Raw genomic sequence first — 26,234 nt, 5'->3', positions numbered from 1 at the left:
GTTTGTTTTATTTTACGTTTTCTTTACAAGTATGTATAATATATAAGTAAATTGTGCCAATATGCCGATATTTTGGATGATAGCTAGTATTCTAACTTCCGGGGGTATTCTGAAATGAAGAAAAAATTAAGATTGATAGCAACTATACTTTTGATAAGTATGATTTTTCCCGTATTTTCCGGGATAATCCAGCCGGTTTTTGCCGCTGACCTTCAAGATATCAAGGTTACATACAGCGAGAGTACTGCTACTGCAACGATCAGTTGGAGAGCTGTTCCCAATGTGGACAACGGGAAGCTGGTATATCATGTACCGAACGGAACGGGTACCGGAGTTACCGAAGTAGAAGTACCGATAGATATTACAAAAAATTCCCTTTCAATAACAAAGATAAAAAAGGACATCATATATGATTTCAGTTTGGAACTGATCGACGATAGCGGCACTGCATACGTTGGAAGCAAGTATTTTCTGGCAGGAACCACCGTAACTGCCGCCAATGTGGACCAGCAGGCCGAGAAGATGGACGGCGGCGGAATGGAAACCGGTATATATCCTGCCGTAAAGCTTTCCTGGAACATGCCCAAGGTATATTTCGGCGGTGATATGGTCAACGCAGATGCCGTACCGGCTATATTTAACGCAAATCAGATATATTTTAAATTTAAAATACAGCTTGACACCATGCTTAAAGATGTAATTGTTAAAAAATTAAGTCCGGCCAGCAGTGATTATAAGGTTTCAATCGATGACGGCACAAAATACGATGTCAAATATAATTCTGCCACCGGAAAATTTGAATTTTATCTCCTCGGGAGGAAGGACTCAGATACCGAGATAGCTGCCATGCCCACTCCGAAGGGCATACCTGCCGGAGACCTGGGCTGTGTTCTGCCGTATCAGGAGCTTTACCCCAGTACTATTTACAGGATATCAATGATAACAATATTTGATGAGGGTACGGGAGATGACTCGGGTGTGGTTACCGGGATCACTCAAAGCCCCATAGATTTGGATTACATATGTACAAGTGTCAGATTTCAGCTGACAAAGGATACCTTGGGCAATCTGTATGTGCGTGTTTTCCGTGTCAATCAAAAAGGAATTGCACTGCTGAATCTGACATATGATATTCAGACCAGTTATGGAGGATCGTGGAGGCCAAGTGAAAATGTTATTAATGACAGGGATTTGGGTACCGATCCCGCTCCTATTATAGATATCATCAAAGGTGAAAATAATCCGGTTAAATATAGAATAGTTGTAATTGAAAACAGGATTCAATCTCCGGTTATGGAGTACAATATGCAGGATGATCTTGTAAAGCCTCCTGTGCCCAATAATATACTTACAAATGTGGAGCTGGAGTATCCGACTTCGGCAACTACAGTAAAAGAGACCTCCTCAAAGGTGACAATAACCTGGGATTATCCGGGTGATGAACTGTGGAATCAGATAAAGGATCAGAACTATTACTTCCATTTCAACTTGAGCCTTGCGGAGGATCCGGTCAGTTCACCTCAAAAGCTTATGGTGGACGGACAGGAGAAGTTCTTTGAAATTAAATACAGGGATGTAAAGAGTGTCAATGCAAACAGGATAGAAGTGGATAAGTCCGGAAGCAGACCGCGGCTGAAATATGTCATGGATGGCTATGAGCTCTTCAAGGGCGTAGAAAATGAGGATCTGGACGGTGACGGTAACTGGGATACCTTCCCACTGCCGAATCTGGAGCCAGCAAACGCTTACCAGGGGGAGCAGCCGTATCCCAATTACCTGCTTCCGAATAAAACTTATTATCTGCAAATGTACACAAGTACTAAAGAACAAAAGGATGTTGGATATGTAGTCGGTGATTCCTTTTCGGAAAAGTCACTGATAACCAGCTTTACAACACTTTCTCCTGCGTCCAGGGATATATCCATACCAAAATTCCTGCAATTGGTGGAGACCACTGTAATACCCAGCGACAGTGCCATTCCGAAGGAAGCGTCAGCAAAAATCAGGTTTGACCAGATAAAAATGAATGACGCCGACTGGAAAAATTATACCCCTGAGCCGGTTCAGGGACAGGACGCGGTATATTATGATCTTTACATGAGTACAAGCCCGGATACTTCGACCTTCATAAAAATTGCCTCAACTCAGGATCCTGCCGTCACCGAACTTCCGGATGATGTTAAGTTTACAGTTGAGGTGGATAATAATAATGTCACCTGGGTATATGCAACAATAAATAAATTTAGCGGGATCAATGAGCACTTTTTCGGGGGCTCGCTGGCGCCTAATTCCACATACTACTTTATGGTCAAGGTCAGATTGGTCATGGTCAACAGCGAACCGAAAGAGTCAATAAAATCCGCGCTGCTGCCGGTGACCATACCAAGGGGAGAACCCACGACTCCCGATGATTCGGAGAAAAAGCCTCAGGCACCGGAGGATTTTGCCATAGCTGTAGACAAAAATGGAGATCTGATGCTGACAGGTCAGAGTGTAACCTTTGAATGGACCATAAGGGACAGCGACTCTGCCTATAATCTGATTGCGACTTCGTCAAGAGTGGCCCCTGATGCCACACTTGCAGCCGGGGGAAGTATCCTTTCGGACCCGACATATATAAGTTTTATAACTGCATTCGGTAACAAGGGCAATGACGGTGACGGTACAAATCTTATTATGAATCCCAACATTGATCCGCTGCCGGCAAAATTTGAAATAATTCCGGGGACTAGTCCGGGGACTTCAAAATGCAGATATACCATTGACACCTGGCTATTTCCCAATAAGGTGTACTACTTCAGTTTAAGGTCGGAAAACGAGGATGCAGGCAACAATGTAAAATCCAGCGTATGGATTTCAATACCTGTAACCACAACCTTAATAGAGAGTCCAACCATGCTTCAGGTGGTCAATGACTGTGCGCTGGCCTTTAACTGGTACGGAACCCTGCCTGCCCAAAATTACCAGATCAGACTGAAACCCGTGGGTGAAATTGATTATACGGTGCTGACAAAGTCACAGTACACCATAGTACAGGATTCCAGATACTACAATTATGCCAGAACCACAAAGGACATAAAGCTCAAGCCCGATACACCATACAATATACAGGTTGTAACCAGGGTTAACGGAGTGGAAAGCGTTATTGATATAGTAAAATATTCATCAAATGGCTATTATGAGACCAGGGATGATTATCACGAGATAGATGTCAGGTGGCAGGGTATTGCCATGGATCCCTATACCGAATTCGAAATAGCCATCAAAACAGAGGATGATGCAGACTATACTGTTTTGAACAACAGTGAGGATCTGGAGCAGTATGTTGATGTTTCAACCCATACATATCCTTATTATATTGAAAAGAGCATAAATAATTTAAACAGCAGCTACTTTACATACAATGCAAGGATTAAGTCGGTTGAAGTGACATTGCCGGATGGTACAAAGGAACATAAACCTCTAAAGGCAAATACAAAGTATTATATCAAGGTCAGGACCAAAAAGACTGATGCCATAAATTTTGAGGCGGTGGCCAGGTCAAAATATGCCGGTCCTGTTGATACAAGGACGGAGTTCAACCAGGATGACTACGACGATGAAGATGATAATACCAATATCACGGACAAATTCCTGGATATGCTGGATAAGCTTGAAGAGAACGTATACTGGGAAGTGGACAAGGCCACCGGTTCAATGAATAAAATTTATGTCAAGGATGAGAGGATAGTAAATATACTGGAATCCCCGGGCAACTATACTTTTACCATTGACATATCACAAAGCCCCGGCTATGTGAACAGTGATGAAATATATCTGGCCAAAAGTGTATTGAACGCCATGAAGAGCACAAACAAGAGCGTGATCATAAAGACCAGGGAAATAGAGTATACCATCAGACCTGAAACCTTTGATATGGAAAACATGGAAGAGTTTAAAAAAGCTGCTGAGCTGGACCGTTCAAAGGATGTTTACCTGCAGCTTGACAATATTCAGAGTACGGGTGTACAGCCGGCAGGTCCGGCCGATGCCACAGCAGCCTCGAAAATGAATTCCCTTTCGGCCCAGGTGGTTGCCAGCAGTGCCACCAGTACTGCAATAAAGGATATGATAAAAAACAAGCTGTATAATGACAAAACGGGAATCATACAGAAAAAGCTGGATGTACTTAAAAATCCCAATAACTCCAAAACCAAGGGCGACGAGCAGAAAGTAAACGAATACCTGCTCCAGCTTATTGACGAGATAAAAAGCGAGCTCTCATACTATATTGAGGATACTATTAACGGTACGGGATATTCCAACGGCCTGTTCATACAAAAATACAGTATTACAAAGTTCAGTTCACCGATGGCGGTAAAGATGGAGTACAAGGGAAGCACCCTTGCCAATCCATATGTTTTATACAGCGGCAGCGGAAACTGGCAGAAGCTTTCACAGAACATAAAGCGGGAAACAGGCTTTTTGAATTATGTTGTAACAGGTACCGGCAAATACATGATATTCTCGGGAAAAGATGTGGTATCTGCCATAGCCGATGATAATCCCGCCAAGGAGTACATCACCAGGCTTGCCGCAAACTATGATCTGGCATCGGTATTTCCCGGGGCCGACAATTCGTTCAATACGAAACTTACCGTAACCGTCAGGGAAGCAGTACTGTTTTATGAGCTGATTTCCGAGTCGAGGGTCGACAGCCAGAAGAATGTCAAGGATAAGGCAAAGGTGTATGGTATTGACAAGATTATCAATACCACAAATTTAAACAGGAATATCACAAAGCAGGAGACAGCAGCAGTCATAATAAAACTGTACTGCCAGAAAACCGGAGCTGACTACGGTCTGCTAAAGGTATCATATAATAAGCTTATAAAGGATGACAGCGGCATCACCGACAAATATGCAATACCTGTCTACGCATGTCTGCAGATGGATATTATGAGTTTGGATTCCAATTCCAAATTCAATCCTTCAAATACTGTAAGCAGGGCCGAATTTACCATGGCGGTTGAGAAGATGCTGGAAAGCTGAGAAATCAAAGCTTGTTGAGGGATAGTTTATTTTGATCGCTGCAGCTGCAGCTGGAGGTTAACAGTTATATGAGAACAAGAAGAATTCTGGCGGCAATATTATCAATTGCATTCATATTGACATCATACGGGATGTACGGCGTATATGGCGCCGATATCCCGGTTCAGCCCGCGCCAACCGGACTGGCCATAACGCCTGTAAATGCACCGGAACCTGCCATAGGCTTCAGCCTCACCGACGGAGGGGAATCAGGTTTTTATGCCGATATAGGCTGGGGTAATCTGGCCAACCCTTCAGGTTCTGCCGGTATAAACATATTGGGGAAATATCTGAATATATATCTTGAGGAATCCCCTAAAGGCTATAGACCTGCCAGACCGGCTTATGCCCAGGAAAAAGGCCTGGCTGCCGACACCAAACCCATAAGGATGAGAAACCTTAAATCAGGAACCGTGTATAAGGCTAATGCAAAGGCCTATTACGAATATATCAATACAAACATACCAAACAGCCAGGTGGCGAAATCCGACGAATCGGCCGCTTCCAATTCTGTAAAATTCATGACCGATATCAATGTACAATGTTTTACAGCCGGAACAGGAAAAGTAAAAGTTATATGGGATGATGTGTGGGTTGATGGAAAGAGAATCAGCTATCAGCTGTATGTCTCGGAGGACAAGGAATTCAAGAACACCTTCCCAATCAGCATTACCGAGGATCTTATCGGTGAAAATGGTCCGGTCGTTCTGAATCAGACCGACGGGACTCTTGAATATGTTCAGAACGTAAAAAACTCCGGACGTGTTTATTACGTTAAAATAGTGCCGGTCATTACTGACCCTACCATAGTTAAGAGCACTCAGGTAAAAACTTATGCTACTTCAACCAATATACTGGTAAAGACTACAAAAATGTTTAAAAATGATTCCGGCACCGTATGGAAACTGGAATGGAGTCCTGTTCTGACCAGTTTGTCGGGTGCCGAAAGCAATGTAAAGGTCGAATATGAAATAATCAGTTTCGATGACGAGAACAAGCAAACAACTCTGGCGGTAAAAGAAAGTACGATGCATGTAATAACGGTGCCCGATAATTCCACTGCCAGGTTTTATCAGATAAGGGCGAATATTACGAAGGACGGTCTGCCCTATTATCCGCCTGAACTGAAAATAAAAATAGAGTCTGAAAAATTTGCTCTTTTGGAAATGGAAGTTCCCACAACACCTCCCATGCCTGTAATAGTACCAAGCATTAAGGACTCGACAGGCAAAGTGGTAATATCCTATGAAGATATTGTGTCAGATGGGGTTGTTACACACAAAGGTGAGCTTGGCAAGGATACTGCAACCATACTCTGGGAGGTTCCCAAAAAGGCCGACGGCACCATAGACGACCGCATACTCTATGATATCTGGCTGATAGAAGATCCGGATACTATAGACAGTCCGCCGTCCGGCACACTTATAAGGGAATCCTTTCAACCGGGTGAAACAAATTTTGTGAGGGATGCCACAAACGGCAACCAGATAATTGGTTATAAATACAAATTAACCGGACTGAAACCAAACCATACATATTATTTTAAGCTGGTAGCAAAGAAAACTTTTGCAGAGGAAAAGGACGGAATAATTCAAAATGTCACACATTCCTCGGTGCCTGCCATAAAGGTAGTAATAACATTGCCGGGGGGCGGTATCGACACACCCCTTATCCCGTCCAATCCGCCTCTTGAAATAAAGAAGCAGCCTGACAGCGATAAGAAGATGATCACAGACAAAAGTGTTACCGTACAGCTGAAAAACAGGTGGTACGAGCAGTATAACAAAGTGCCCGATACCGGCAGATGGTATTATGTCAAGACCGATAGAGTTGATTATAATGATCCTTCCAGCACTATAGAGTATAATCCTTATGATCCGGATACACCGGTGGACAATAAAAACTACCGTAAAGTTGAGTATGGAGAGGGCGTTTCACTATATGTGGGCTGTGAGGAATACTACGAAGGTATTGAACCAAATCTTGCCGACACAACCAAATATCCCATAGATGGCTACAAGGTTGGAAATGTTCCTGCAAATCCAATTGCACAGCAAAATCTTGACCAATATGAAATTCCCGAGCTTAACGCTCCGGATAGTGTTACAGGCACAAACACAGTAACATCAAAGCATAATATAGTGATACCTGTAAATACACTCAAGCCGAATACTACCTACGTTATCTGGGTGAGGGCTGTAAGACCGGATCCCGAGCATCCCGGGCAGATGCTGCTGTCGGATGTATCAAATCCCATTATATTTACCACCCTGCCGTCGGATACCCAGGTGGTTGAAAAGCCTACAGTTCCGGAACTCAGCTATAACTACGTTTCGGACACCTTTGTAGATCTGGTGTGGGATTACAAGGAAGGAAACAAGTACTACATTAAATACGGAACGGTAGATAACCCTGACAGAGCAGGCAATACCATTGAAATCACTACTGAAGAGCTGATCAGTTCAGGCTTGAATTATTTGCGTGTACCGGGCCTGAAGCCGGACACACAGTATTATTTCTGGATACAGGCAGAATCCTTCAGCCCGGACCATTCCCTCAGTGAAAAGTCTGTCTGGAGCGACTCCCTGCTGGTCAAAACGCTGAAAGACCTGCCGCCGGCCACGCCAAGGGGGTTTGGCGTTAAAAATACACCCGATGCAGTCACCAAAAACAGTATTATCTTCGAATGGATAAAAGAAGATAATCTGGAGTATATCCTTGAAATTGCCAGTGATATAGATTATACCGACGCCAAGGAATACACCGCCGGAAGTGTAGCGGAGTTCAAGGTTGAGGGACTTATATCCAACCACAGATATTTTGCAAGATTATATGCCTATGATCCGGCAAAGAAACTGCGTTCCCAGCCTACACAGAGCATTAATGTGAGGACCAGGTCAAGTTCGGATGACTATGACTCGGATCAGGATGTGGACCATGTCATAACAGGAGATTATGTAGAGAAGGGAACCAACGTCATCGGGGGCGTATGGACTGTAAAGATCATAGGAGTCAATGCCGACAGGCTCATTGAGAGAATGAAGACCGACAGGGTCCTGGATTATACCGTTGACCTTTCCAAGCCGCCGGCAACTGCTACGCGGATTTCGGTTTGGGTGGCAAAAAGAGTGTTTGACAATCTGGAACAATTGAAGGAAAATGTTGCTTTCAAGACCACAATAGTAACATATGACTTCAAAGCGGGCATACTATCGGATATATCAACCGCCGACACAAAAAGAGAGCAGATATATATCCTGGACATTGTCCTGACTCCCCAGAAGCCTGTTGCCAACGCCAACGAACTGGTGTTAAAGCAGCCTCTGGCCCAGATCGGTGTGAAACTGGAGACAGGAGCAGATGTCATAACTGTTTCACAATTCAGTATTCCGCTGGTGATCAGGTATCCTTATACCAATGTTAAGGACTATACCGAGAGCAAAACCTACGGTTACTATTACAATCCGGTATTGAGCAGCTGGGAGCAGCAGGTCACCTCAGCAGACTATGATACCGATAACAGTGCCGGAGTGATGAGTTTTAAAACCCGGACCCCGGGATTGTTTGCAATAGCCAATAGAACCGGCAATCTTTTTGATGATATTTATGGAAGCAAGTATGAAAGTTCCATAACAAATGTGGCATATAAGCATAAGCTGAAGAGTGTGACAGGCAGGAGCTTCAGTCCCGACAAAATCATCACTGCCGGAGATGCGGTTAAAATTTTATTTGATACCATAGATGATTACAAGTATGACAGCGGCTTTATGCAGACGGCAGCAAAACTTGGGCTTGTCAAGACAAACAAGCTGGCAACCGGCATGCTGACCAGACAGGAAGCGGCCTGCATGGCAACTGTCCTGTATGAAATCAAGTCAGGTACGCGTACCAAGGGAAATGTTAATATAATCTCAAGCTACAGCGACTACGGAAAGGTTGACAAATCCATCCAGAACAGGGTGGCCTTTGCGGTAGAAAATGGATTTGTGCCTAATGTGACCGAAACAAAACTTAATCCTGCTGAAAATATTTCCAGAGGAGAGTTTATGTATATGCTGGAAAAAGCACTTGTTTTAGCTGGTGAGATTGAATAGGCAGCATTGCCGGAACCCACGGTTCTCCCGGGAAATAGACATTTTAAAAATGTATATGACCTTTTTAAAAAGGCAATAATTTTATTATCAAATAAAATTATTGTTTTTTTATGGACAGGAGGACTTATGAAAAAGACACTTTTTGTATTAATTGCACTCGTACTAGCTGCTGCAATCATCGGAACAACTTATTACATAAACAATTCCAGGAGTGCTGAAACCGGTAAAATTTCAATTTCAGATGCTTTTAAATCATCCGGAGCAAAAATGGTAATAAATGAGCTTTACTTTTTTTCAAGGGCAGATAAGAGTATGAAAAATCTGGATGATCTGACAGCTGTTTGCGAAGATGTGTTTAAATCCCTTGAAATAGCCAATTATTCAAAGAATTCTGCCAGTACAGATACTCTTATCAAAAGAGAATTGTCAGGAACAACTAAAGATGGGGTTAAAATATCTGCAATGGCAAGTATTGTAGGGAATAAATCCGGTGACGGAGACAAATATATAACTATAGATGCAACTGAAACAGTCAATGGTTCAGCATTGCGTTTGAGGGATAAAATAGAAGGAGTTTTTGGTAAATACGGGCTTAAAACTGTTGTCAACTCATGTATTACCGGAACCTATGAAGGTAATTTGCAGGATTCGCAGCTGGAAAATATCTGCAGAAAGATTTTGGACGACAGTGATGCAAAAAAGGTTGACAGCACAAGGCAGGAAAACATCATCAGCGTATCGGCTTTCTCACCTATGATTGAAGATAAGCTGAGTATCGATGGGAAGAACATTAATCTGAGTCTTGCCATCCGGTACAATAAAATCGAAAACAAGACTTACCTTTGGGTGGCAACACCTGTGGTGAACACCGAATACTAAGTGAAGCAATACAAAAATATCAAAGAGAAGGGAAGAGCTCACTTGGCTAAATATGTTATAAGAGAAGGTGTACCTTTAAAAGGCAAAGTAAGAGTAGATGGTGCTAAAAATTCAGTTCTTCCAATAATGGCTGCATCCCTGTTAGGTGAGTCGGAAAGTATTATTGAAGAAGTCCCGGATTTATATGATGTCAAAATGATGTGTGAGCTGATCAGATCACTGGGGGCAGAGGTTGAAGCACAGCCCGGAAACAATTCGATCAGCTTTTACGCAAAAAACATCACTAATTCAACCGCACCCTATGAATTAGTTAATAAACTAAGGGCTTCTTTTTTAATAATGGGACCCATGCTGGCCAAAACGGGATATGTCAGGGTTGCTTTGCCGGGAGGCTGCGCCATCGGATCCAGGCCTGTAGATTTGCATTTAAAGGGGTTTACGGCACTAGGGGCCGAAATAACCCAGGGACATGGTTATATCGAAGCAAGAAGAATCAAAAAGTTGACAGGCAATAAAATCTATCTTGATTTTCCAAGTGTGGGCGCTACCGAGAATATCCTGATGGCGGCTGTGCTGGCAGAAGGGCAGACCAGTATTGAAAATGCTGCCATAGAACCTGAGATAGTTGATCTTGCCAACTATTTGAATGAAATGGGCGCATGCATAAAAGGCGCCGGCACCGATACCATCAGGATTATGGGAGTTGACAGGCTACGGGGCTGTACACACACTATAATTCCCGACAGGATCGAAGCCGGTACATTTATGGTAGCCGCGGCAATAACCAATGGCGATGTGGAGATTCAGAATGTGGTACCTGATCACCTCAAGCCAATAATTGCCAAACTTAAGGAAACAGGGCTGGAAATCAGTGAGGAGTTGACGTCAATAAGGATCAAGGGCAATGGCCCGCTGAAGCCTGTTGACGTGAAGACCCTTCCGTATCCTGGCTTTCCCACAGATATGCAGGCACAGATGACTTCACTCCTGAGTTGTTCGCAGGGGACAAGCATTGTGACCGAAACCATATTTGAAAACAGGTTCATGCATGTAAGTGAATTGAAAAGGATGGGTGCAAGTATCAAAATTGATGGAAGAACGGCAGTAATCGAGGGAAAGCAGTGTTTGACAGGTGCAACGGTAAAAGCCACCGATCTGAGGGCGGGTGCGGCGTTGGTATTGGCCGGGCTGGCAGCTGACGGAGCGACTGAGATCGGGGAGATACAGCATATTGACAGGGGCTATTGCAGGCTGGATCAAAAGCTTAAGGCACTTGGAGCTAAAATTGAAAGGGTGGAGGAATAAAAAAGATATCGGAAAGTGTAAAATGCATATATAATATAGGTATTACAAAAAAATATAACTGAATATGACGGGCCGGATGAACAATAGTATACGCGTGGGGTGCTGCAATGAAAAGTCTTGGATCCAAACTAATGATCTATTTTGGTATCGTTATAATAATTATAGTTACATCCGTTGGTTTTTTTTCGTATATATCCACCAAGAATACAGTGGAAAAGAGAGTGACTCAATCTACCGTTGAAACCTTAAAGCAGTTGGACCGCAATATGTATACTGTTTTTGGCGGAGTTGATGATCTCTCACTTTTTATTATTTCTGACAAAAACATAAAAAAGTTAACAAACACCGAGGTGGGGCAATTTCCCCAAATCGGTGAGCTGATTGCCCAATTGGATGAAACCTATGCCAATCTGACAAATACAAAATCATATATACTGGCGGTGAACGTATACTCCGACAAGGGGCTGAAATTTGAGTCGGCGGGGATATCCCATGCTGAAAAAGAGTCCCTGCTTAAAGAGCGGGAAAGTCAGATACCTGCCGATGGGAATAATTTATTGACATACACTTACCGGAGAAAGTACCAGCAGATCGGGGATAAATATGTCTTATCCCTGTACAGGCAGCTCAACGACATAAATAATTTGACAAAACGTCTGGGAATCATCAGAATAGATCTCAGTGAACGTGAAATAAACAGGATATACAGAGATATACAGCTCGGAGAAACAGGATATGTTTTTATTACCAACAAGGACGGAGTTATACTTTCTCACTCAAATGTGGAAATGATTAATAAAAACATAAGGAATGAAGAGCTGTTTAAGAAGGTATTTACCGGTGAGAACGGTTTCTACAGGGAGAAATATTCCGGACAGGACATGCTTGTTACATATTATGAATCCAACATACAGGATATGACTTATATAAGTGTTGTACCCTTCAAGGAGATCACCAGGGAATTGAATACTTCGCTGAAGGTTACCCTGAGTATAGTGGCCGTGGTTATAGCATTGGCCTTTATAGCCCTGTCGTTTCTGACAATGAAAATTACCAAACCCATAAAAAAAATGACGGTCCTGATGAAGAAGGTTGAGCAGGGAAATCTGGATGTGCTTATTAATACCGACCGGAAAGATGAAATCGGCACACTGGGGAGAAGCTTTAACAGTATGACCCGAAAGCTTAAAATATTGATAGAAGAGGTATATAAAATACAGCTTTCCAGAAAGGAAGCAGAATTAAAAACCTTACAGGCCCAGATTAACCCTCATTTCCTGTATAATACACTGGACGTTATCTATTGGACCTCAAGACTGGAGAATGCGCCCAGAACAGGAGAAATAGTCAGTGCACTGGCAAAGCTTTTCAAGCTTGGCTTGAACAAGGGCAGTGAGATAACTACCATAAAAAAGGAAGTAGAGCATGTACAGAGTTATTTAACCATACAAAAGTTCAGATATGATGAAATACCCGAGTTCCGTATAGCTGTGGATGAAAGCATTCTGGAGCATTCAACCATAAAGCTGATACTGCAGCCCTTTGTGGAAAATGCCCTTATGCATGGAATTGCTGAAATGGGAGGCAGGGGAAGAGTTGAAATTCTGGGAAGAGATCAGGGTAAAAACATATGCTTTGAGGTAATAGATAACGGAAAGGGAATGGAAGAGGACCGTATCCGGGAAATCTTTGAGGAAAATTTTGAAAGCGATCAAAAGGGATATGGTGTCAGAAATGTTCATAAACGTATTAAATTATACTTTGGCCAGGACTATGGAGTTGAAATTTTCAGTAAAACAGCCTCGGGGACTAAGGTTGTTATAACAATACCAAAAGTTATTTTCAAATTGGATTCGGGAGGTCATAAATAATGATCAAGGTTCTGATTGTTGATGATGAAAAAATGGTTCGGGATGGACTGGTCTACACAATGCCATGGAAAGAGCTGGGCATTGAGGTGGTTGGAGCGGCTGCAAACGGGAAAGCGGCATTGGAGATAATCAGAGAGAAGAAGCCCCAGGTGGTTTTGACCGACATTATGATGCCTGAGATGAACGGACTTGAACTTCTTGAAATTATTAAAGCGGAAATTCCGAATATCAAGGTTGTAATTCTCAGCGGCTACGATGATTTCCAATATGCGCAGAAGGCCCTTAAATCAGGTGTGGTGGACTATCTGGTCAAACCTGTGGACGCCGATGAACTGACACAGCTGATGGAGAGAATCGGGGATTCGCTGCAGGAGGATCTGAATTTTGATAAAGACAAGCTTTATTTCCAGAAGGAAATAGAGGATGAACTCGAAAAATATATTGTCGCAATCCGTGCAGGAAAAAATCAGGCGGCATTAAGTACAATAAGCGGTATTTTCGGAAAAGATACAATCAAGAACCTGCCAATTGAAAAATATCACAAGTTGAGCGTTGATATTGTCAATACCATTTGCCTGATGCTGGAGAAGTATGGGGTGGAGCTTGAGAATACGGTGAACGAATCGTATCCCGGCCATTATCTCGAGCTTTTAAATATAACATCAGTTCAGGAATTGAGTGAGTGGATGCAGGAGTTTACCAAAAAAATCATTCTTCTATTTGACGATAATAACGGTGAAAACTATAAAATGGTCATATCAAAGGCAATTGATTTTATTGATAACCATTATTATGAGGATTTGTCAGTCCAGAGGGTTGCCCGGAATGTATATCTGAACTCAAATTACTTCAGTCACCTGTTTAAAAAGATAAGAAAGGAAAGCTTTACCGATTATTTGAACAAGGTGCGGATTGAAAAAGCCAAAAGCCTGCTTACCGAGAATATATATAAGGTATATGAGGTGTCCGACATGGTTGGCTACAGCGACTACAAATATTTCAGCAGTGTATTCAAAAAGCTCGTGGGAGTATCGCCTACAGAGTATAACAAGCTTGGGAAGTAGTGTTTCAGGCAGTTTTAGACAATTAATTACAGTAAAAGGGTTTGTTTCGAAACAAATCCTTTTTTTATGAGGAACTTCTAAGAATTTCGGATACAATCAAAGAATTATGGATTTTATAAAGCGGGTTGTAGATATATAATAAAAATGCAGTTGGAAATGGCGCTATTTCTGTACAATATTACTGAATTATTATTAGGAGGAAATATGAATAGAAGAGTATTATGTCTACTATTGGCAGTAATCATGTTATTAAGCTTCGCAGCTTGTGGTGCTTCCAAGCCTGCCGATACCGGCAGCAGTTCAAATTCGGCAAGTGCTGCACAGTCAGAAGAAACAAAAAGTGCTGTAAATGATAATGAAGCACAAAGTGCAAAATTCACTCTTTGGCATTCTTATGTGGGCTCTGACCAACGTACCGAATTTATGAAGGAAATAATGACACAGTTCAGAGCAAAATATACAAATTATGAAATAGATGAACAGCAGATTCCAAGAGATCAATATCAGACGAAATTGAAGACTCAGGCCGCTGCCGGACAATTGCCCGATGCCTTTGTAATTTGGCCCAATGCAATGACCATAGAATTTTCAAAGGCCGGTCTTCTGGCAGATATAAATGACTTGCTGAGCAGAGAAACCGAGTGGAAGGATAAGTTCATCGGCAGAGCGCTGGAAGAGTTTACAGTGGATGGAAAGACTTATTCGGCCGGTTTGGGTGTATCGGTAACGTCCATTGTTTTCTATAACAAGGCGTTATTTGAAAAATACAATCTTACATATCCCGCCAATTATGCCGAGCTTAAAAAGGCCATAACCACCTTCAAGGAAAATAAGGTAATTCCAATAGCACACGGAAACAAGGCAAAATGGCCCGCACAATCCTCCATTATCAGCTGCCTGGCAAACAGATATACAGGCAGTGAATGGCTTGACAATGTACTTGCTAAAAATGGAGCCAAATTTACTGATCCGGAGTTTGTAGCCGCACTGACTACCTTCAAGGAAATAACGGATATGGGCGCGTTCAATAAAGACTTCTCAAGTATAGACAACGTTCAGGCCAGGGATTATTTCTACAGGGGAGATGCAGCTATGATGATAGAGGGTTCCTGGGCGGTTCCTGACTTGATTGAAAAGCTTACACCCGAAATGAAGCCCAATATTGAACTTGGAATTTTACCCGCTTTTGAGGGTGGAAAGGGCGATGCCAATGTTATGTCCGGAGTAAGTGCCACCGGTATAGCTATAAATGCAAAGGCAAGTCCTGAGCAAAAGACGGCTGTAGAAAACCTTATCATGTTTACAACAAACAGTGATGCTCAGAAGCTTTATGCCAAATCAAATATTCCTGTCAGCTACAAGGATGTGGATATAGACAGCAGTACTTCCGATCCTATTTATACAAAGCTTACAAAGCTGATCAGCGATCATCCGCTGGTAACTGTCTATGATTCGGCCCTGAATTCGGAACAGGCCGATATAGTTAATAATGGTTTACAGGCTATTATGTCAAATCAGAAGACACCTGAACAGATAGCAGAACAACTGCAGGCAGCAGTGAAGTAGTTTATCTGCAATGGAATAAGAGAATTTAATTCTCTTATTCCATTGCACAATAAAGGAGTGAGCGAATGGACATTATCAGAAAGAATGTCAAATACATCATAGCCGGTATGCTTCCTGCACTGTTGATCTATTTTATATTTGTTTTATATCCCATAGTGAGATCTTTTATTTATGGGTTTTATGATTGGAACGGATTAAGCGAGCCAATTTATACCGGATTAAATAACTTTAAAATCATATTAACGGATGAAGTATTCTGGCAATCGTTTAAAAATAATATTTTTATAGTACTTTTCTCAATTTTCGGTCAGGTACCGATCGGTCTGATACTGGCAGTCATATTAAGCAGAAATATCAAGGGGGCCGGTTTTTTCAGAACAGCATTTTTTATCCCCATGATACTGTCAACAGTAGTTGTAGGTCTTTTATGGTCAACCATATTAAATTCCCAGGTTGGTATTATCAACAGCATACTGGAGGCTATAGGTCTTGAGGAGCTTACACAAAACTGGCTGGGAGACCCAAAGCTGGCCATGCTCAGCATATGTGCCGTGATTGTGTGGCAGTGCTTCGGCTATTACATGATTATATTCCTGGCCGCAATTCAAAATATTCCGGAAGAAATCCTGGAAGCTGCGGATATAGACGGTGCAGGTGAGCTTAAAAAGCTTACAAATATTATTTTACCGATGCTTTGGCCCACTGTGATGACCGCGGTTGTACTTTGCATTTCAGGAAGCATGAGATCCTTTGATCTTGTGTTTGTTATGACAGGAGGGGGACCTGCCAACGCAACCGAACTTATGGCGACATATATGTATAACAAAACCTTTGCAATATATCAATACGGCTACGGCAGCGCTGTTTCACTGGTAATCTCAATTATCAGCTTCGGTCTGATAATTATCAGCAGAAGTCTTATGAGCCGGAATTTATCGGATTAGGGGGATATGGCATGAATGAAAATGCGAAAATCATTTTGAAGCATGGCACTTCAAACAGATCGATTTCAAAAATAGCACTCTTCTTTGTGCTGGGTATGGCATCCATTATTACCCTTTATCCATTGATCTGGATGCTTTATACCTCGCTGAAAACCAATAAGGATATATCCATGAGCACATTTGCACTGCCTGCAACATTGCACTTTGAGAATTATGCAAATGCATGGAAGCAGGCAAATATAGGGACATATTTTATAAACAGCATTATTGTCTCTGTAGCTGCTATAATTTTTACAGTATTTATTGGCGCGGCTGCCGCCTTTATACTGTCTAAATTCAGGTTCAGCATGCAAAAAGGAGTTTATTCCATTTTTATTGTGGGCATGCTGATACCGCTGCAGTCAATTCTTGTACCGCTTTTTATCCAGATGAGGACCCTGCGGCTGCTGGACTCCCTTTGGTCCTTGATTTTAACATATACGGCTTTTGGCCTGCCCATAACCATATTCATTATGGAGAGCTTCATGCGGGCTTTTCCCGATGAAATTCTGGAAGCTTCCATTATTGACGGCAGCCCCATATACAAGATGTTTCTAAAAATAATACTTCCCATGACAAAGCCGGCAATTGCCTCGGTAGTTATACTGAACTTTTTAAATAACTGGAAGGAGTTTTCTTTTGCACTTATTTTTATATCGGTAGAACAGAAAAAGACACTTCCATTGGGACTATACAACTTTCTGGGTGCGGAAACCAGTAATTATGCCGGTCTTATGGCCGCGCTGGTAATATCCTCAATCCCTGTCATTGCAATATACCTTTTATTGCAGAAGCAGGTAATAGACGGTATGACAGCGGGGGCTGTGAAGGGATAAACCGTATTGGCGGCAAGCAGAAATGGAATTAATTTTATATAATGATAAATCGGAGGGCGGATATGGAAGACAGACGATTCTTGTGGGGCGCGGCAACAGCGGCTTACCAAATTGAAGGGGCTTATCTTGAAGATGGTAAGGGCCTGAATATCTGGGACGAATTTTGCAAAATACCGGGTAAGGTACACAATGGAGATACCGGAGAAATTGCCTGCGACCATTATCATAAATTCAAGGAAGATATAGGCCTTATGAAGGAGCTGGGGATAAATTCCTACAGGTTCTCCATAGGCTGGGCGAGAGTTATGCCGGAGGGAAGAGGAAAGCTCAATCAAAAAGGCATGGACTTCTATAAAAAACTGATTGAAGAATTGTTGAAAAATGACATTGAACCGATTATAACCCTGTACCATTGGGATTTGCCGCAGTCGCTCCAGAAAACAGGCGGTTGGGCAAACCGGGAAACAGTGGATTATTTTGTTGAATATGCCCAGGCGATGTTTAAAAGCTTTGGCGGTTCGGTTAATAAGTGGATTACCCACAATGAACCCTGGGTGGCAGCATTTGCAGGACACAGGCAGGGCAGGCATGCCCCCGGAATAACCGACCTTCCCACAGCGGTTCAGGTGTCCCATCATTTAATATTATCCCATGCAAAGACCGTTCAGGCATTCAGGAGCAGCTGCAAAAAAGTTGATGATATCGGAATCACTTTAAATCTGTATCCGGTTCACCCTGCCTCAGACTTGCAGGAAGATGCCGAAACCGCCAGGATTGTTGACGGATACCACAACAGATGGTTTTTGGATCCAATATTTAAAGGGGCTTACCCTGAAGACATTCTTGATATATACAACAAAGCCGGCGCCGCACCTGTCGTACAAACCGGAGATATGCATGTGATTGCCGGTAATCCCGGGGATTTTCTGGGTGTAAATTACTACTTCAGAAAAGTTGTAAAACGCTCGGATGCAGATCCTGTATTAGGATTTGAGGAGGTAAAGCCGGCGGGAAGACCTTATACGGCATTTAACTGGGAGGTTTACCAGGAGGGCATGCACGAATTGCTTTTAAGATTAAAAAATAAATATGATGATCCCCGGATTTTTGTCACTGAAAACGGAGCAGCCTATGCTGATGACGTTGTTTCAGGAGGCATTATCCAGGACGATGACAGGGTTGAATATCTGAAGAACCATATAGCTGCAATGCTGCAGGCTAAAAAGGACGGCTGCAGAGTAGAGGGCTATTATGCCTGGTCCCTGCTGGACAATTTCGAATGGGCCTGGGGATACAGCAAAAGATTCGGCCTGTTCCATGTTGATTATAAGACGCAGCAAAGATTATGGAAGAAAAGCTCTTTGTGGTATAAGGAATTTTTAAAAAATATTAAATAATGGCAGGTATGAACAGATGAAGATAACAAGATGCAAGGAAAATCCCATAGTGAGGCCCGGCATATTCGACTGGAGAAAGGCCACGGTTTTCAATCCGGCCGTAATACTGGAAAAGGGCAGGTTCTACATGTATGAAAGGGCAGCCGGGTCTCTGATGCCGTTTCACTGTTATATAGGTCTGCTGGAAAGTGATGATGGCATACACTTTACTCATGTGACCGACGAACCCATAATAACACCTGGTACCTTTGGCTTTCCGTATGGAAGTGTTCAGGACCCGAGAATAGTAAAAATAGAGGGCAGGTTTTATCTTACATATGCATTACGCCCTTCATCCTACGGCTATTATCCCACAGGAGTGGGAAAGCCCATAGAAGTCAGCCCCGAATATCCCGACGGCTGGTCAAGGAAGGAAAGCTTCATGACCCGCTCGGGAATTATGGTATCGGATGATATGATACATTTTGAACAGGTGGCATATACAACGCCGTTTGAAATTAATGACAGGGACAATATACTGTTCCCCGAAAAAATAAACGGAAAATTTGCATTGCTGAGAAGGCCGGAGGAATATACAGGAGAAGAGTTCGGAACAGAAAAGGCCGGCATGTGGATTTGCTATTCCGATAACCTGGTTGATTGGAGCGAACCGAAACTTCTTGCTGTTCCGGAACAGTCCTGGGAATCCCAAAAAATCGGAGGCTCGGCTCCGCCCATCAGGACCGATAAAGGCTGGCTGACCTTGTATCACGGAGTAGATGACCATAATGTCTACCGGGCAGGGGCAATGCTGCTGGATATTGAAAATCCCGGGAAGATCATAGCCAGGGCAAAAAGCTTCATTATGGAGCCGGAAGAGTACTATGAGAAATTCGGCTTGTATATACCCGATGTGATTTTTCCTACGGCAGCTGTTGAAAAGGAAGGTATATTGCATATATACTATGGATGTACGGATACCGCTATCAGTCTGGCTACGGTTCCAACTGAGGAATTGATTGATTTTGTTATGGAACAGCGGTAATGTCATAAATATACAATACGGCATAGGAGAGAGGAACATGTTGCGAAGTCAGGAAATGAGAGGAATAGCTGCTGAAATAGACTCTTTGAAACTGGGGGCGGGCTGGAGTACGGAGGATCTCGGAAAGGCCCAGATCATGGTTAACAGCTCCTGGGGGGACAGTCATCCCGGAAGTGTTCATCTTGGAGAGCTTGTCCACATGGTGAGAACCGAAATCGACCGACGGGGTGCCAAGGCCGCCAGGTATACCGTGACAGATATCTGCGACGGTATTGCGCAGGGACATGACGGCATGAACTACTCACTTATATCAAGAGAAATGATAGCCAACACAATAGAAGTTCAGCTGAAGGCTACGCCCTTTGACGGAGCAGTATTCATATCCTCCTGTGATAAATCGGTACCGGGACATTTGATGGCAATGGCGCGCTGCAACATACCCTCGGTTTTTGTTCCGGGAGGAGTGATGAAAACAGGGGTGGACAACCTGACACTTGAGCAGATTGGTGCCTATCATGCCAAATATTTAAGAAATGAGATAACACTGGAGGAGTATACATATTATAAGCACAATGCGTGCCCCAGCTGCGGAGCCTGCCAGTTTATGGGCACTGCAAGCACAATGCAGATAATGGCTGAAGCCCTTGGTGTGGCACTTCCGGGAGCCGCCCTTATCCCGGCTTGGGGTGATGAAATTGGGAATTGGTCCAAAGCTGCCGGTAAAGCTGTTGTTGATCTGGTTAAAAGCAATTTGACACCGGACAGGATAATGACCTGTAAGGCTTTTGAAAATGCCATAATGGTACATGCGGCCATAGCGGGTTCTTCCAATACACTTCTGCATCTGCCTGCAATAGCTTATCAGCTTGGCATTGAAATAGACGCCGGGATGTTTGACAGGATTCACAGGCAAATTCCGCATTTGTGCAATATCCGTCCGAGCGGGGTGCATCCTGCAGAATACTATTGGTATGCCGGAGGAACTCCCTATGTGATGGAGCAGATAAAAGAACATCTCAATCTGGAGGTAATGACGGTAACAGGCAAAACTCTGGGCGAAAACCTGGAGGGCCTGAAAAAAGAAGGCTATTATGAAAAGTGCAAGGACTATTTATCTGAAAGAAAAATTGATAGAAATGATGTTATTAAAAGCAGCTCTTCTCCGATATCAGAACACGGAGCAGTGGCAGTCCTAAAGGGGAATCTTGCTCCGGAGGGTGCGGTAGTCAAGCACTCCGCCCTGAAAAAGGAGATGCTTGTTTTCACGGGAAGGGCCCGTCCCTTTGACAGCGAAGAGGAGGCTTACCAGTCGGTGGTACGGAAGAGGATACAGCCCGGGGATGTGGTGATTATCCGCTATGAAGGGCCAAAGGGGTCGGGGATGCCTGAAATGTTTTACACTACAGAAGCCATAGCCTGTGATGACCAATTATCAGGCTCGGTATGCCTTATAACCGACGGACGGTTTTCAGGTGCAACAAGGGGTCCGGCAATAGGCCACGTTTCCCCCGAAGCTGTTGAGGGAGGGCCTATATCTCTTGTACAGGAGGGAGATTTGATCCGAGTTGACATTCCCTCAAGAAGAATAGATATAGTAGGTATTGCCGGAAAGGAAAAAACCGCTGAGGAGGTAAACGGCTGCCTTTCTGAAAGAAGACGGACCATGCGGCCCCCTGTATTGAAGGAAAAAACAGGCATATTGAAAATATATTCAAAGCTTGCGGTTTCACCTATGAAGGGCGGATATATGGAGTAGTAGCGTGCTAGAAAATGCCTGAAGGATTAAAAATACATATAAAAATGACTGAGTAAATCATAAATTATGTTTATATATGAATATACTAAAACATGTCCTTGGTTTTATGTGAGGAATTGATATTTGGGGCATGGAGGTAAAATGAAGAAACTTTGTATTTACATAATTTTCATGGTTATATTAATTGTTTTTATACCTTTATTAATGGTCCGCAATTTCAGCATAATACAGGAGCAGGAGAAAACAGCAAAGGAGAGTACAGATAAGCCGCTGACCATAAATGTTTACCTTTCAGACCAGAAAAAGACAGTTAAAATGAATCTGGAAGACTACCTGATCGGGGTGGTTGCCGCCGAAATGCCGGCTTCTTTTGAAATGGAGGCACTTAAAGCGCAGGCGGTTGCGGCCAGGACATATGCCATGGGACGGGCCGCCAAGCTGTATGGTTCCTCTGAGACGGCGCATAACGGAGCCGATGTTTGCACAAACCCGGCCCACTGCCAGGCGTGGATCAGCAAGGAAACGGCAATGAAACGGTGGGGCCTGTTCTCAGCCTTTAAATACTGGAATAAGATTTGTAGGGCAGTAAGTGAAACCTCAGGACAGATTATTGAATACAACGGTGTTGTAATAAATCCTCTTTTCCACTCAAACAGCGGGGGGCATACCGAAAATTCCGAAGATGTATGGGACGGAACGGCGGAACCTTACCTCAGGGGGGTGGAAAGCCCCGGTGAGGACACTTTTTCAGAGTATAAAACCCAGGTGGTTTTTGACCAGGAGGAAATGGTTAAAAAACTGAAAGAATTCAACCCTGAATTTCAGCTAAAGACCAAGGATCTTTTTTCTGCAATTAAAATAAAAAAGTATTCCTCCGGTGACCGTGTTATGGAAATGGAGATTGGCAATATAAAAATCAAGGGAACGGATTTCAGGAAAATATTTCAGCTGAAATCCGCAAACTTCAAGCTGTCAAAGCTTTCAGACGGCAAAATAGACGTTACCACCCTGGGCTATGGGCACGGCGTGGGGATGAGCCAGTGCGGAGCCGATTATCTGGCAAAGGAGGGATACCCCTATTCCGACATCCTGAAGTATTATTATAAAGGAGTAACTCTTAACAAACTTGGCGATAATATAAATGATAACAATTAATATAAATGATTTATATAAATCATTCCACCTCTATGTATATTGTTGGCAATAAAGGAAACAATATTTAATGGAGGTGGAATATTAATTATGAAGAAACTTATTCCAGACGAAAAGAATTGGAAAAACAAACTGTCAAAATTCTTTAATAATAAGGGATTTTATGTAATTCTTGCAGTTTGCATAGTCATTGTGGCAGCCACGGCGATATTTGTAACTACTCAAAACATGAACTCTCCTGATACCGGCATCAGCAGCGAAGGAAAAATAATTCCGGATGATGCCAATGCAAATCAATCAAGCCAGGAAGATCCTGCTAAAGCAGTTGCAGCCAATACTTCGGGCAAGCAAGTACCTGCCAACCAGACACCGTCGGCAAATACTTCAAAAGAACCGGCCAAGAGTTCTCCTGCCAAGGGCAAAAGTACTGCTTCCAATGCAGCCATTACATTTATCCGTCCTGTTGATGGGTCGATTATGAAGGACTACACCAGAGACGTAAATACTTTTTCAGAGTCAAAGACACTGGGGGACATAAGGGCTCATACAGGTCTTGACTTTAAAGTGGACAAGCTGACAAAGGTCAGGGCTGTAGCTGATGGAACAGTGTCACTGGTTGAGGATAATACAAGTGGCATCACCGTAGAAATCACTCACGGCACCAGCGGTTTGAAGACCAGATACGCAGGTCTTTCAAAGCAGGGCCTGGAGGATATAAGCTGCGGCCTTAAGGTCAAGGCCAATGAAATAATAGGCCTTGTAGGTGATCCCATTCAAAGTGAATGTGAAGATGGCGCACATCTGCATTTTGAAGTTTTGAAAAATGGCAAGGCAGTTGATCCTGTGCCATATTTGAAAGCGGCTTCAACTTCGGACAAGGCTAAATAACGAAAAAACAAATATTTCTGACATAAATTAGAGCGGAGTTTCAAAGGACTCCGTTCTTTTCGTGAGTAAAATAATTAACCAGTTAAATTAACGCGTTGTGCCGGTTAGTTTAATTTTTGCTTCACCCTGTAATTTTTTTATATCAAATGGTAACTTCCGTACTAACTTCATGAAATAAGGATGCCCCAAAACAATTGCGAAAATTGTTTTTAACTGTGCATCTTATTTCATGAAGTTGTACTCGCGTACCAGTTGATTCTGATTAAATCTATCTGTAAAGCAAAAATAAAATTTTAATTGGCACAACGGGTTAAATTAATGTTTTAAGCATAAACTGCAGGGTATATTTTATATAGATTGCACTTCCGGGGGCACTGCCACAAAATATTCTTGATTACATACAGAAGGAGAGCCAATTATGAGCAAATTAAAAGAGATTATTGAATATGCCATGAGAATGGAAAATGATGCGGAGGAATTTTACAGTTACAATATGGAGAGGGTTCAGTCGGCTGAACATAAAAAACTCTTTGAGGAGTTGGCCGAAATGGAAAAAACCCATTATGCGGTACTGAGCAGTATTTACGACCTGCTTAAGGTAACGCCTCCTCCCATAGTAATGTCCTGGGTAGTTGATGACACTTCAAGAGAAAAAAATGTCGCAATAATACCTGACAACTCTGAACTTATTTCTGATCAAAATGCTTTGTCCGACCTGGCAATAATAAGAATGGCCTACCTGATGGAAAGTGATTTTGCACTGTTTTATTTTAATGCGGCAGGCCAGGTGGAGGATGAAGAGGCCAAGAGATTTCTCCTCGAGCTTGCAGACTGGGAAAAGAAGCATGAGGTCATGTTCAAGGTAAGGTATGAGAAGCTTCTCAAGCAGAGCTGGAAAGATGTTGCCGGATTCATTTTTAAATAGGCTTGTTTTCCGGAGCAATAATGTCCATGGTCCATGAATGATATCCGCAGGGTGTTATTAATATATAAATATAAAATAGGGATTTATCGCAAAAAGAGCCGGAACGGCTCTTTTTGCTTTGAGTGCTGTATTTTCTTGTATTATTGGTACTTAAATAGTAAAATGTTAAATATAATTTAAATGGTATCTGTAAGTTGGCATATACCAATAAAAACACGAAGTCAAACACTTGGCTTCACATGCGTGCGGAGGTAATTATGGCAAAGAAAAGAGTAGCTGTAATATTCGGAGGACAATCTTCGGAGCATGAGGTATCCAGAGTCTCGGCTCAGTCGGTAATTGAGAATATAGATAAATCAAAATATGATGTTGTTATGATCGGAATTACAAAAGAGGGACAGTGGCTTACATATGACGGGCCTGCAAACAAAATCGGAAGCGGCGAATGGCTGCAGCTTGCCCAGGCCGACCTTAAGGAGAAAAAGCAAAATGCCCTGCTTTTGGCGGCTCAAAATCAGCAGGCAAACACTGCAGCCAGGAGTTCCAATGATATAGCTGTCAGCAATTCGGCAAGAGCCATTTTTACCGAAAGCTCGGCAGAGCCGATAGATGTGGTATTTCCTGTTTTGCACGGCTGTAACGGGGAAGACGGAACCATCCAGGGCCTGTTTGAGCTGGCCGGCCTTCCATACGTGGGCTGCGGTGTACTGGGCTCGGCTGTGGGTATGGATAAGGCTTATACCAAGATAATATTTGAAAAGGAAGGCCTTCCCCAGGGTGACTATCTGGTGTTCAGCAGAAAGCAGGTCAATTTCAGGACTGAAGAAGTCATGGAAGAAATAGAAGGCAGGCTGACTTACCCCTGTTTTGTTAAACCCTCGAATGCAGGCTCCTCCGTGGGGGTTAACAAAGCTTCAAACAGGGAAGAATTAAAAAGGGCTCTCGAAATAGCAGCCAGGAATGATAGAAGGATTCTTGTGGAAGAATTTATTGACGGCAGAGAAATAGAATGTGCGGTTCTTGGCAATGATAATCCCATAGCTTCAACTGTCGGGGAGGTCATACCCTGCAATGATTTTTATGATTACGAGGCAAAATATCAGGTGGGGGACGACTCAAAGGTGGTCATTCCGGCTGAAAATCTGCCTGCCGATACGGTGCAGAAAATCAGGGAATATGCGGTCAGAGCCTTTAAATGCCTCGACTGCGCCGGGCTCTCAAGAGTGGATTTTTTTGTACATAAGGTTACAGGAGAGATATATATAAACGAAATAAATACTCTGCCCGGCTTTACTCAGATAAGTATGTATCCAAAATTGTGGGAGGCAAGCGGCATACCTTACACCGAGCTCATTGACAGGCTCATCGAGCTTGCCTATGAAAGATATGAGGACAGTAAAAGAGAGTTTACCAATCAATAATTG

The 26,234-nt window shown here is 42.9% G+C and carries 16 protein-coding genes; all 16 read left to right on the top strand.

Annotated elements, in window-relative coordinates; translation table 11 throughout:
* The first annotated feature begins 114 nt into the window (after positions 1-114).
* Positions 115-5,031, top strand: a complete 4,917-nt coding sequence (locus T344_RS0112575) for an S-layer homology domain-containing protein (protein ID WP_027629012.1) — start codon at positions 115-117, stop codon at positions 5,029-5,031.
* 68 nt (positions 5,032-5,099) lie between these two features.
* Entirely contained in the window at positions 5,100-9,164 is a 4,065-nt protein-coding gene (locus T344_RS0112570) for an S-layer homology domain-containing protein (protein ID WP_027629011.1), read from the top strand.
* 126 nt (positions 9,165-9,290) lie between these two features.
* Positions 9,291-10,043 carry a YwmB family TATA-box binding protein gene (locus tag T344_RS0112565; protein ID WP_004625633.1) on the top strand — a complete coding sequence of 251 codons (753 nt, stop codon included), beginning with the start codon at positions 9,291-9,293 and terminating at the stop codon, positions 10,041-10,043.
* A 42-nt stretch (positions 10,044-10,085) separates the two neighbouring features.
* On the top strand, positions 10,086-11,348 hold the full coding sequence (gene murA, locus T344_RS0112560; protein WP_027629010.1) for a UDP-N-acetylglucosamine 1-carboxyvinyltransferase: 1,263 nt from the start codon (positions 10,086-10,088) through the stop codon (positions 11,346-11,348).
* A gap of 107 nt (positions 11,349-11,455) precedes the next feature.
* Positions 11,456-13,219, top strand: a complete 1,764-nt coding sequence (locus tag T344_RS0112555) for a sensor histidine kinase (protein ID WP_027629009.1) — start codon at positions 11,456-11,458, stop codon at positions 13,217-13,219.
* A complete protein-coding gene (locus T344_RS0112550) occupies positions 13,219-14,283 on the top strand; it encodes a response regulator transcription factor (protein ID WP_027629008.1) in 1,065 nt (354 codons plus the stop codon). The genes T344_RS0112555 and T344_RS0112550 overlap by 1 nt, the downstream gene beginning before the upstream one ends.
* 204 nt (positions 14,284-14,487) lie before the next feature.
* Entirely contained in the window at positions 14,488-15,849 is a 1,362-nt protein-coding gene (locus T344_RS0112545) for an extracellular solute-binding protein (protein WP_027629007.1), read from the top strand.
* Between the two features lie 65 nt (positions 15,850-15,914).
* A complete protein-coding gene (locus T344_RS0112540) occupies positions 15,915-16,793 on the top strand; it encodes a carbohydrate ABC transporter permease (protein WP_027629006.1) in 879 nt (292 codons plus the stop codon).
* Between the two features lie 11 nt (positions 16,794-16,804).
* Positions 16,805-17,668: a carbohydrate ABC transporter permease gene (locus tag T344_RS0112535; protein ID WP_034861330.1), complete on the top strand. Its 864-nt coding sequence runs from the start codon at positions 16,805-16,807 to the stop codon at positions 17,666-17,668.
* Positions 17,669-17,730: 62 nt separating this feature from the next.
* Positions 17,731-19,065 (top strand): GH1 family beta-glucosidase, encoded by a 1,335-nt coding sequence (locus T344_RS0112530; protein WP_027629004.1) that lies wholly within the window; start codon positions 17,731-17,733, stop codon positions 19,063-19,065.
* A 16-nt stretch (positions 19,066-19,081) separates the two neighbouring features.
* Positions 19,082-20,089 (top strand): glycoside hydrolase family 130 protein, encoded by a 1,008-nt coding sequence (locus tag T344_RS0112525; protein ID WP_027629003.1) that lies wholly within the window; start codon positions 19,082-19,084, stop codon positions 20,087-20,089.
* 37 nt (positions 20,090-20,126) lie between these two features.
* Positions 20,127-21,845: a dihydroxy-acid dehydratase gene (gene ilvD, locus T344_RS0112520; protein ID WP_027629002.1), complete on the top strand. Its 1,719-nt coding sequence runs from the start codon at positions 20,127-20,129 to the stop codon at positions 21,843-21,845.
* Between the two features lie 141 nt (positions 21,846-21,986).
* A complete protein-coding gene (spoIID, locus tag T344_RS0112515) occupies positions 21,987-23,000 on the top strand; it encodes a stage II sporulation protein D (RefSeq protein WP_027629001.1) in 1,014 nt (337 codons plus the stop codon).
* 87 nt (positions 23,001-23,087) lie between these two features.
* Positions 23,088-23,885 carry a M23 family metallopeptidase gene (locus T344_RS0112510; RefSeq protein WP_004625546.1) on the top strand — a complete coding sequence of 266 codons (798 nt, stop codon included), beginning with the start codon at positions 23,088-23,090 and terminating at the stop codon, positions 23,883-23,885.
* Positions 23,886-24,303: 418 nt separating this feature from the next.
* The gene (locus T344_RS0112505) at positions 24,304-24,810 is read left to right on the top strand and encodes a ferritin family protein (protein WP_034861327.1); all 507 of its coding nucleotides are present in this window, start codon (positions 24,304-24,306) and stop codon (positions 24,808-24,810) included.
* Positions 24,811-25,067: 257 nt separating this feature from the next.
* On the top strand, positions 25,068-26,231 hold the full coding sequence (locus tag T344_RS0112500) for a D-alanine--D-alanine ligase family protein (protein WP_027628999.1): 1,164 nt from the start codon (positions 25,068-25,070) through the stop codon (positions 26,229-26,231).
* Positions 26,232-26,234: the final 3 nt, after the last annotated feature.

The organism is Ruminiclostridium cellobioparum DSM 1351 = ATCC 15832, assembly GCF_000621505.1.
Lineage (GTDB): Bacteria > Bacillota > Clostridia > Acetivibrionales > DSM-1351 > Ruminiclostridium > Ruminiclostridium cellobioparum.
The sequence above is the reverse complement of the archived record's forward strand: the minus strand, read 5'-3'. Positions and strand labels throughout refer to the sequence as shown.

Excerpts from the sequence above, each read along its gene's own strand:
- T344_RS0112575 (WP_027629012.1), top strand. The coding sequence starts at position 115 with ATGAAGAAAAAATTAAGATTGATAGCAACTATACTTTTGATAAGTATG.
- T344_RS0112570 (WP_027629011.1), top strand. The coding sequence starts at position 5,100 with ATGAGAACAAGAAGAATTCTGGCGGCAATATTATCAATTGCATTCATA.
- T344_RS0112565 (WP_004625633.1), top strand. The coding sequence starts at position 9,291 with ATGAAAAAGACACTTTTTGTATTAATTGCACTCGTACTAGCTGCTGCA.
- T344_RS0112555 (WP_027629009.1), top strand. The coding sequence starts at position 11,456 with ATGAAAAGTCTTGGATCCAAACTAATGATCTATTTTGGTATCGTTATA.
- T344_RS0112550 (WP_027629008.1), top strand. The coding sequence starts at position 13,219 with ATGATCAAGGTTCTGATTGTTGATGATGAAAAAATGGTTCGGGATGGA.
- T344_RS0112545 (WP_027629007.1), top strand. The coding sequence starts at position 14,488 with ATGAATAGAAGAGTATTATGTCTACTATTGGCAGTAATCATGTTATTA.
- T344_RS0112540 (WP_027629006.1), top strand. The coding sequence starts at position 15,915 with ATGGACATTATCAGAAAGAATGTCAAATACATCATAGCCGGTATGCTT.
- T344_RS0112535 (WP_034861330.1), top strand. The coding sequence starts at position 16,805 with ATGAATGAAAATGCGAAAATCATTTTGAAGCATGGCACTTCAAACAGA.
- T344_RS0112530 (WP_027629004.1), top strand. The coding sequence starts at position 17,731 with ATGGAAGACAGACGATTCTTGTGGGGCGCGGCAACAGCGGCTTACCAA.
- T344_RS0112525 (WP_027629003.1), top strand. The coding sequence starts at position 19,082 with ATGAAGATAACAAGATGCAAGGAAAATCCCATAGTGAGGCCCGGCATA.
- ilvD (WP_027629002.1), top strand. The coding sequence starts at position 20,127 with ATGTTGCGAAGTCAGGAAATGAGAGGAATAGCTGCTGAAATAGACTCT.
- spoIID (WP_027629001.1), top strand. The coding sequence starts at position 21,987 with ATGAAGAAACTTTGTATTTACATAATTTTCATGGTTATATTAATTGTT.
- T344_RS0112510 (WP_004625546.1), top strand. The coding sequence starts at position 23,088 with ATGAAGAAACTTATTCCAGACGAAAAGAATTGGAAAAACAAACTGTCA.
- T344_RS0112505 (WP_034861327.1), top strand. The coding sequence starts at position 24,304 with ATGAGCAAATTAAAAGAGATTATTGAATATGCCATGAGAATGGAAAAT.
- T344_RS0112500 (WP_027628999.1), top strand. The coding sequence starts at position 25,068 with ATGGCAAAGAAAAGAGTAGCTGTAATATTCGGAGGACAATCTTCGGAG.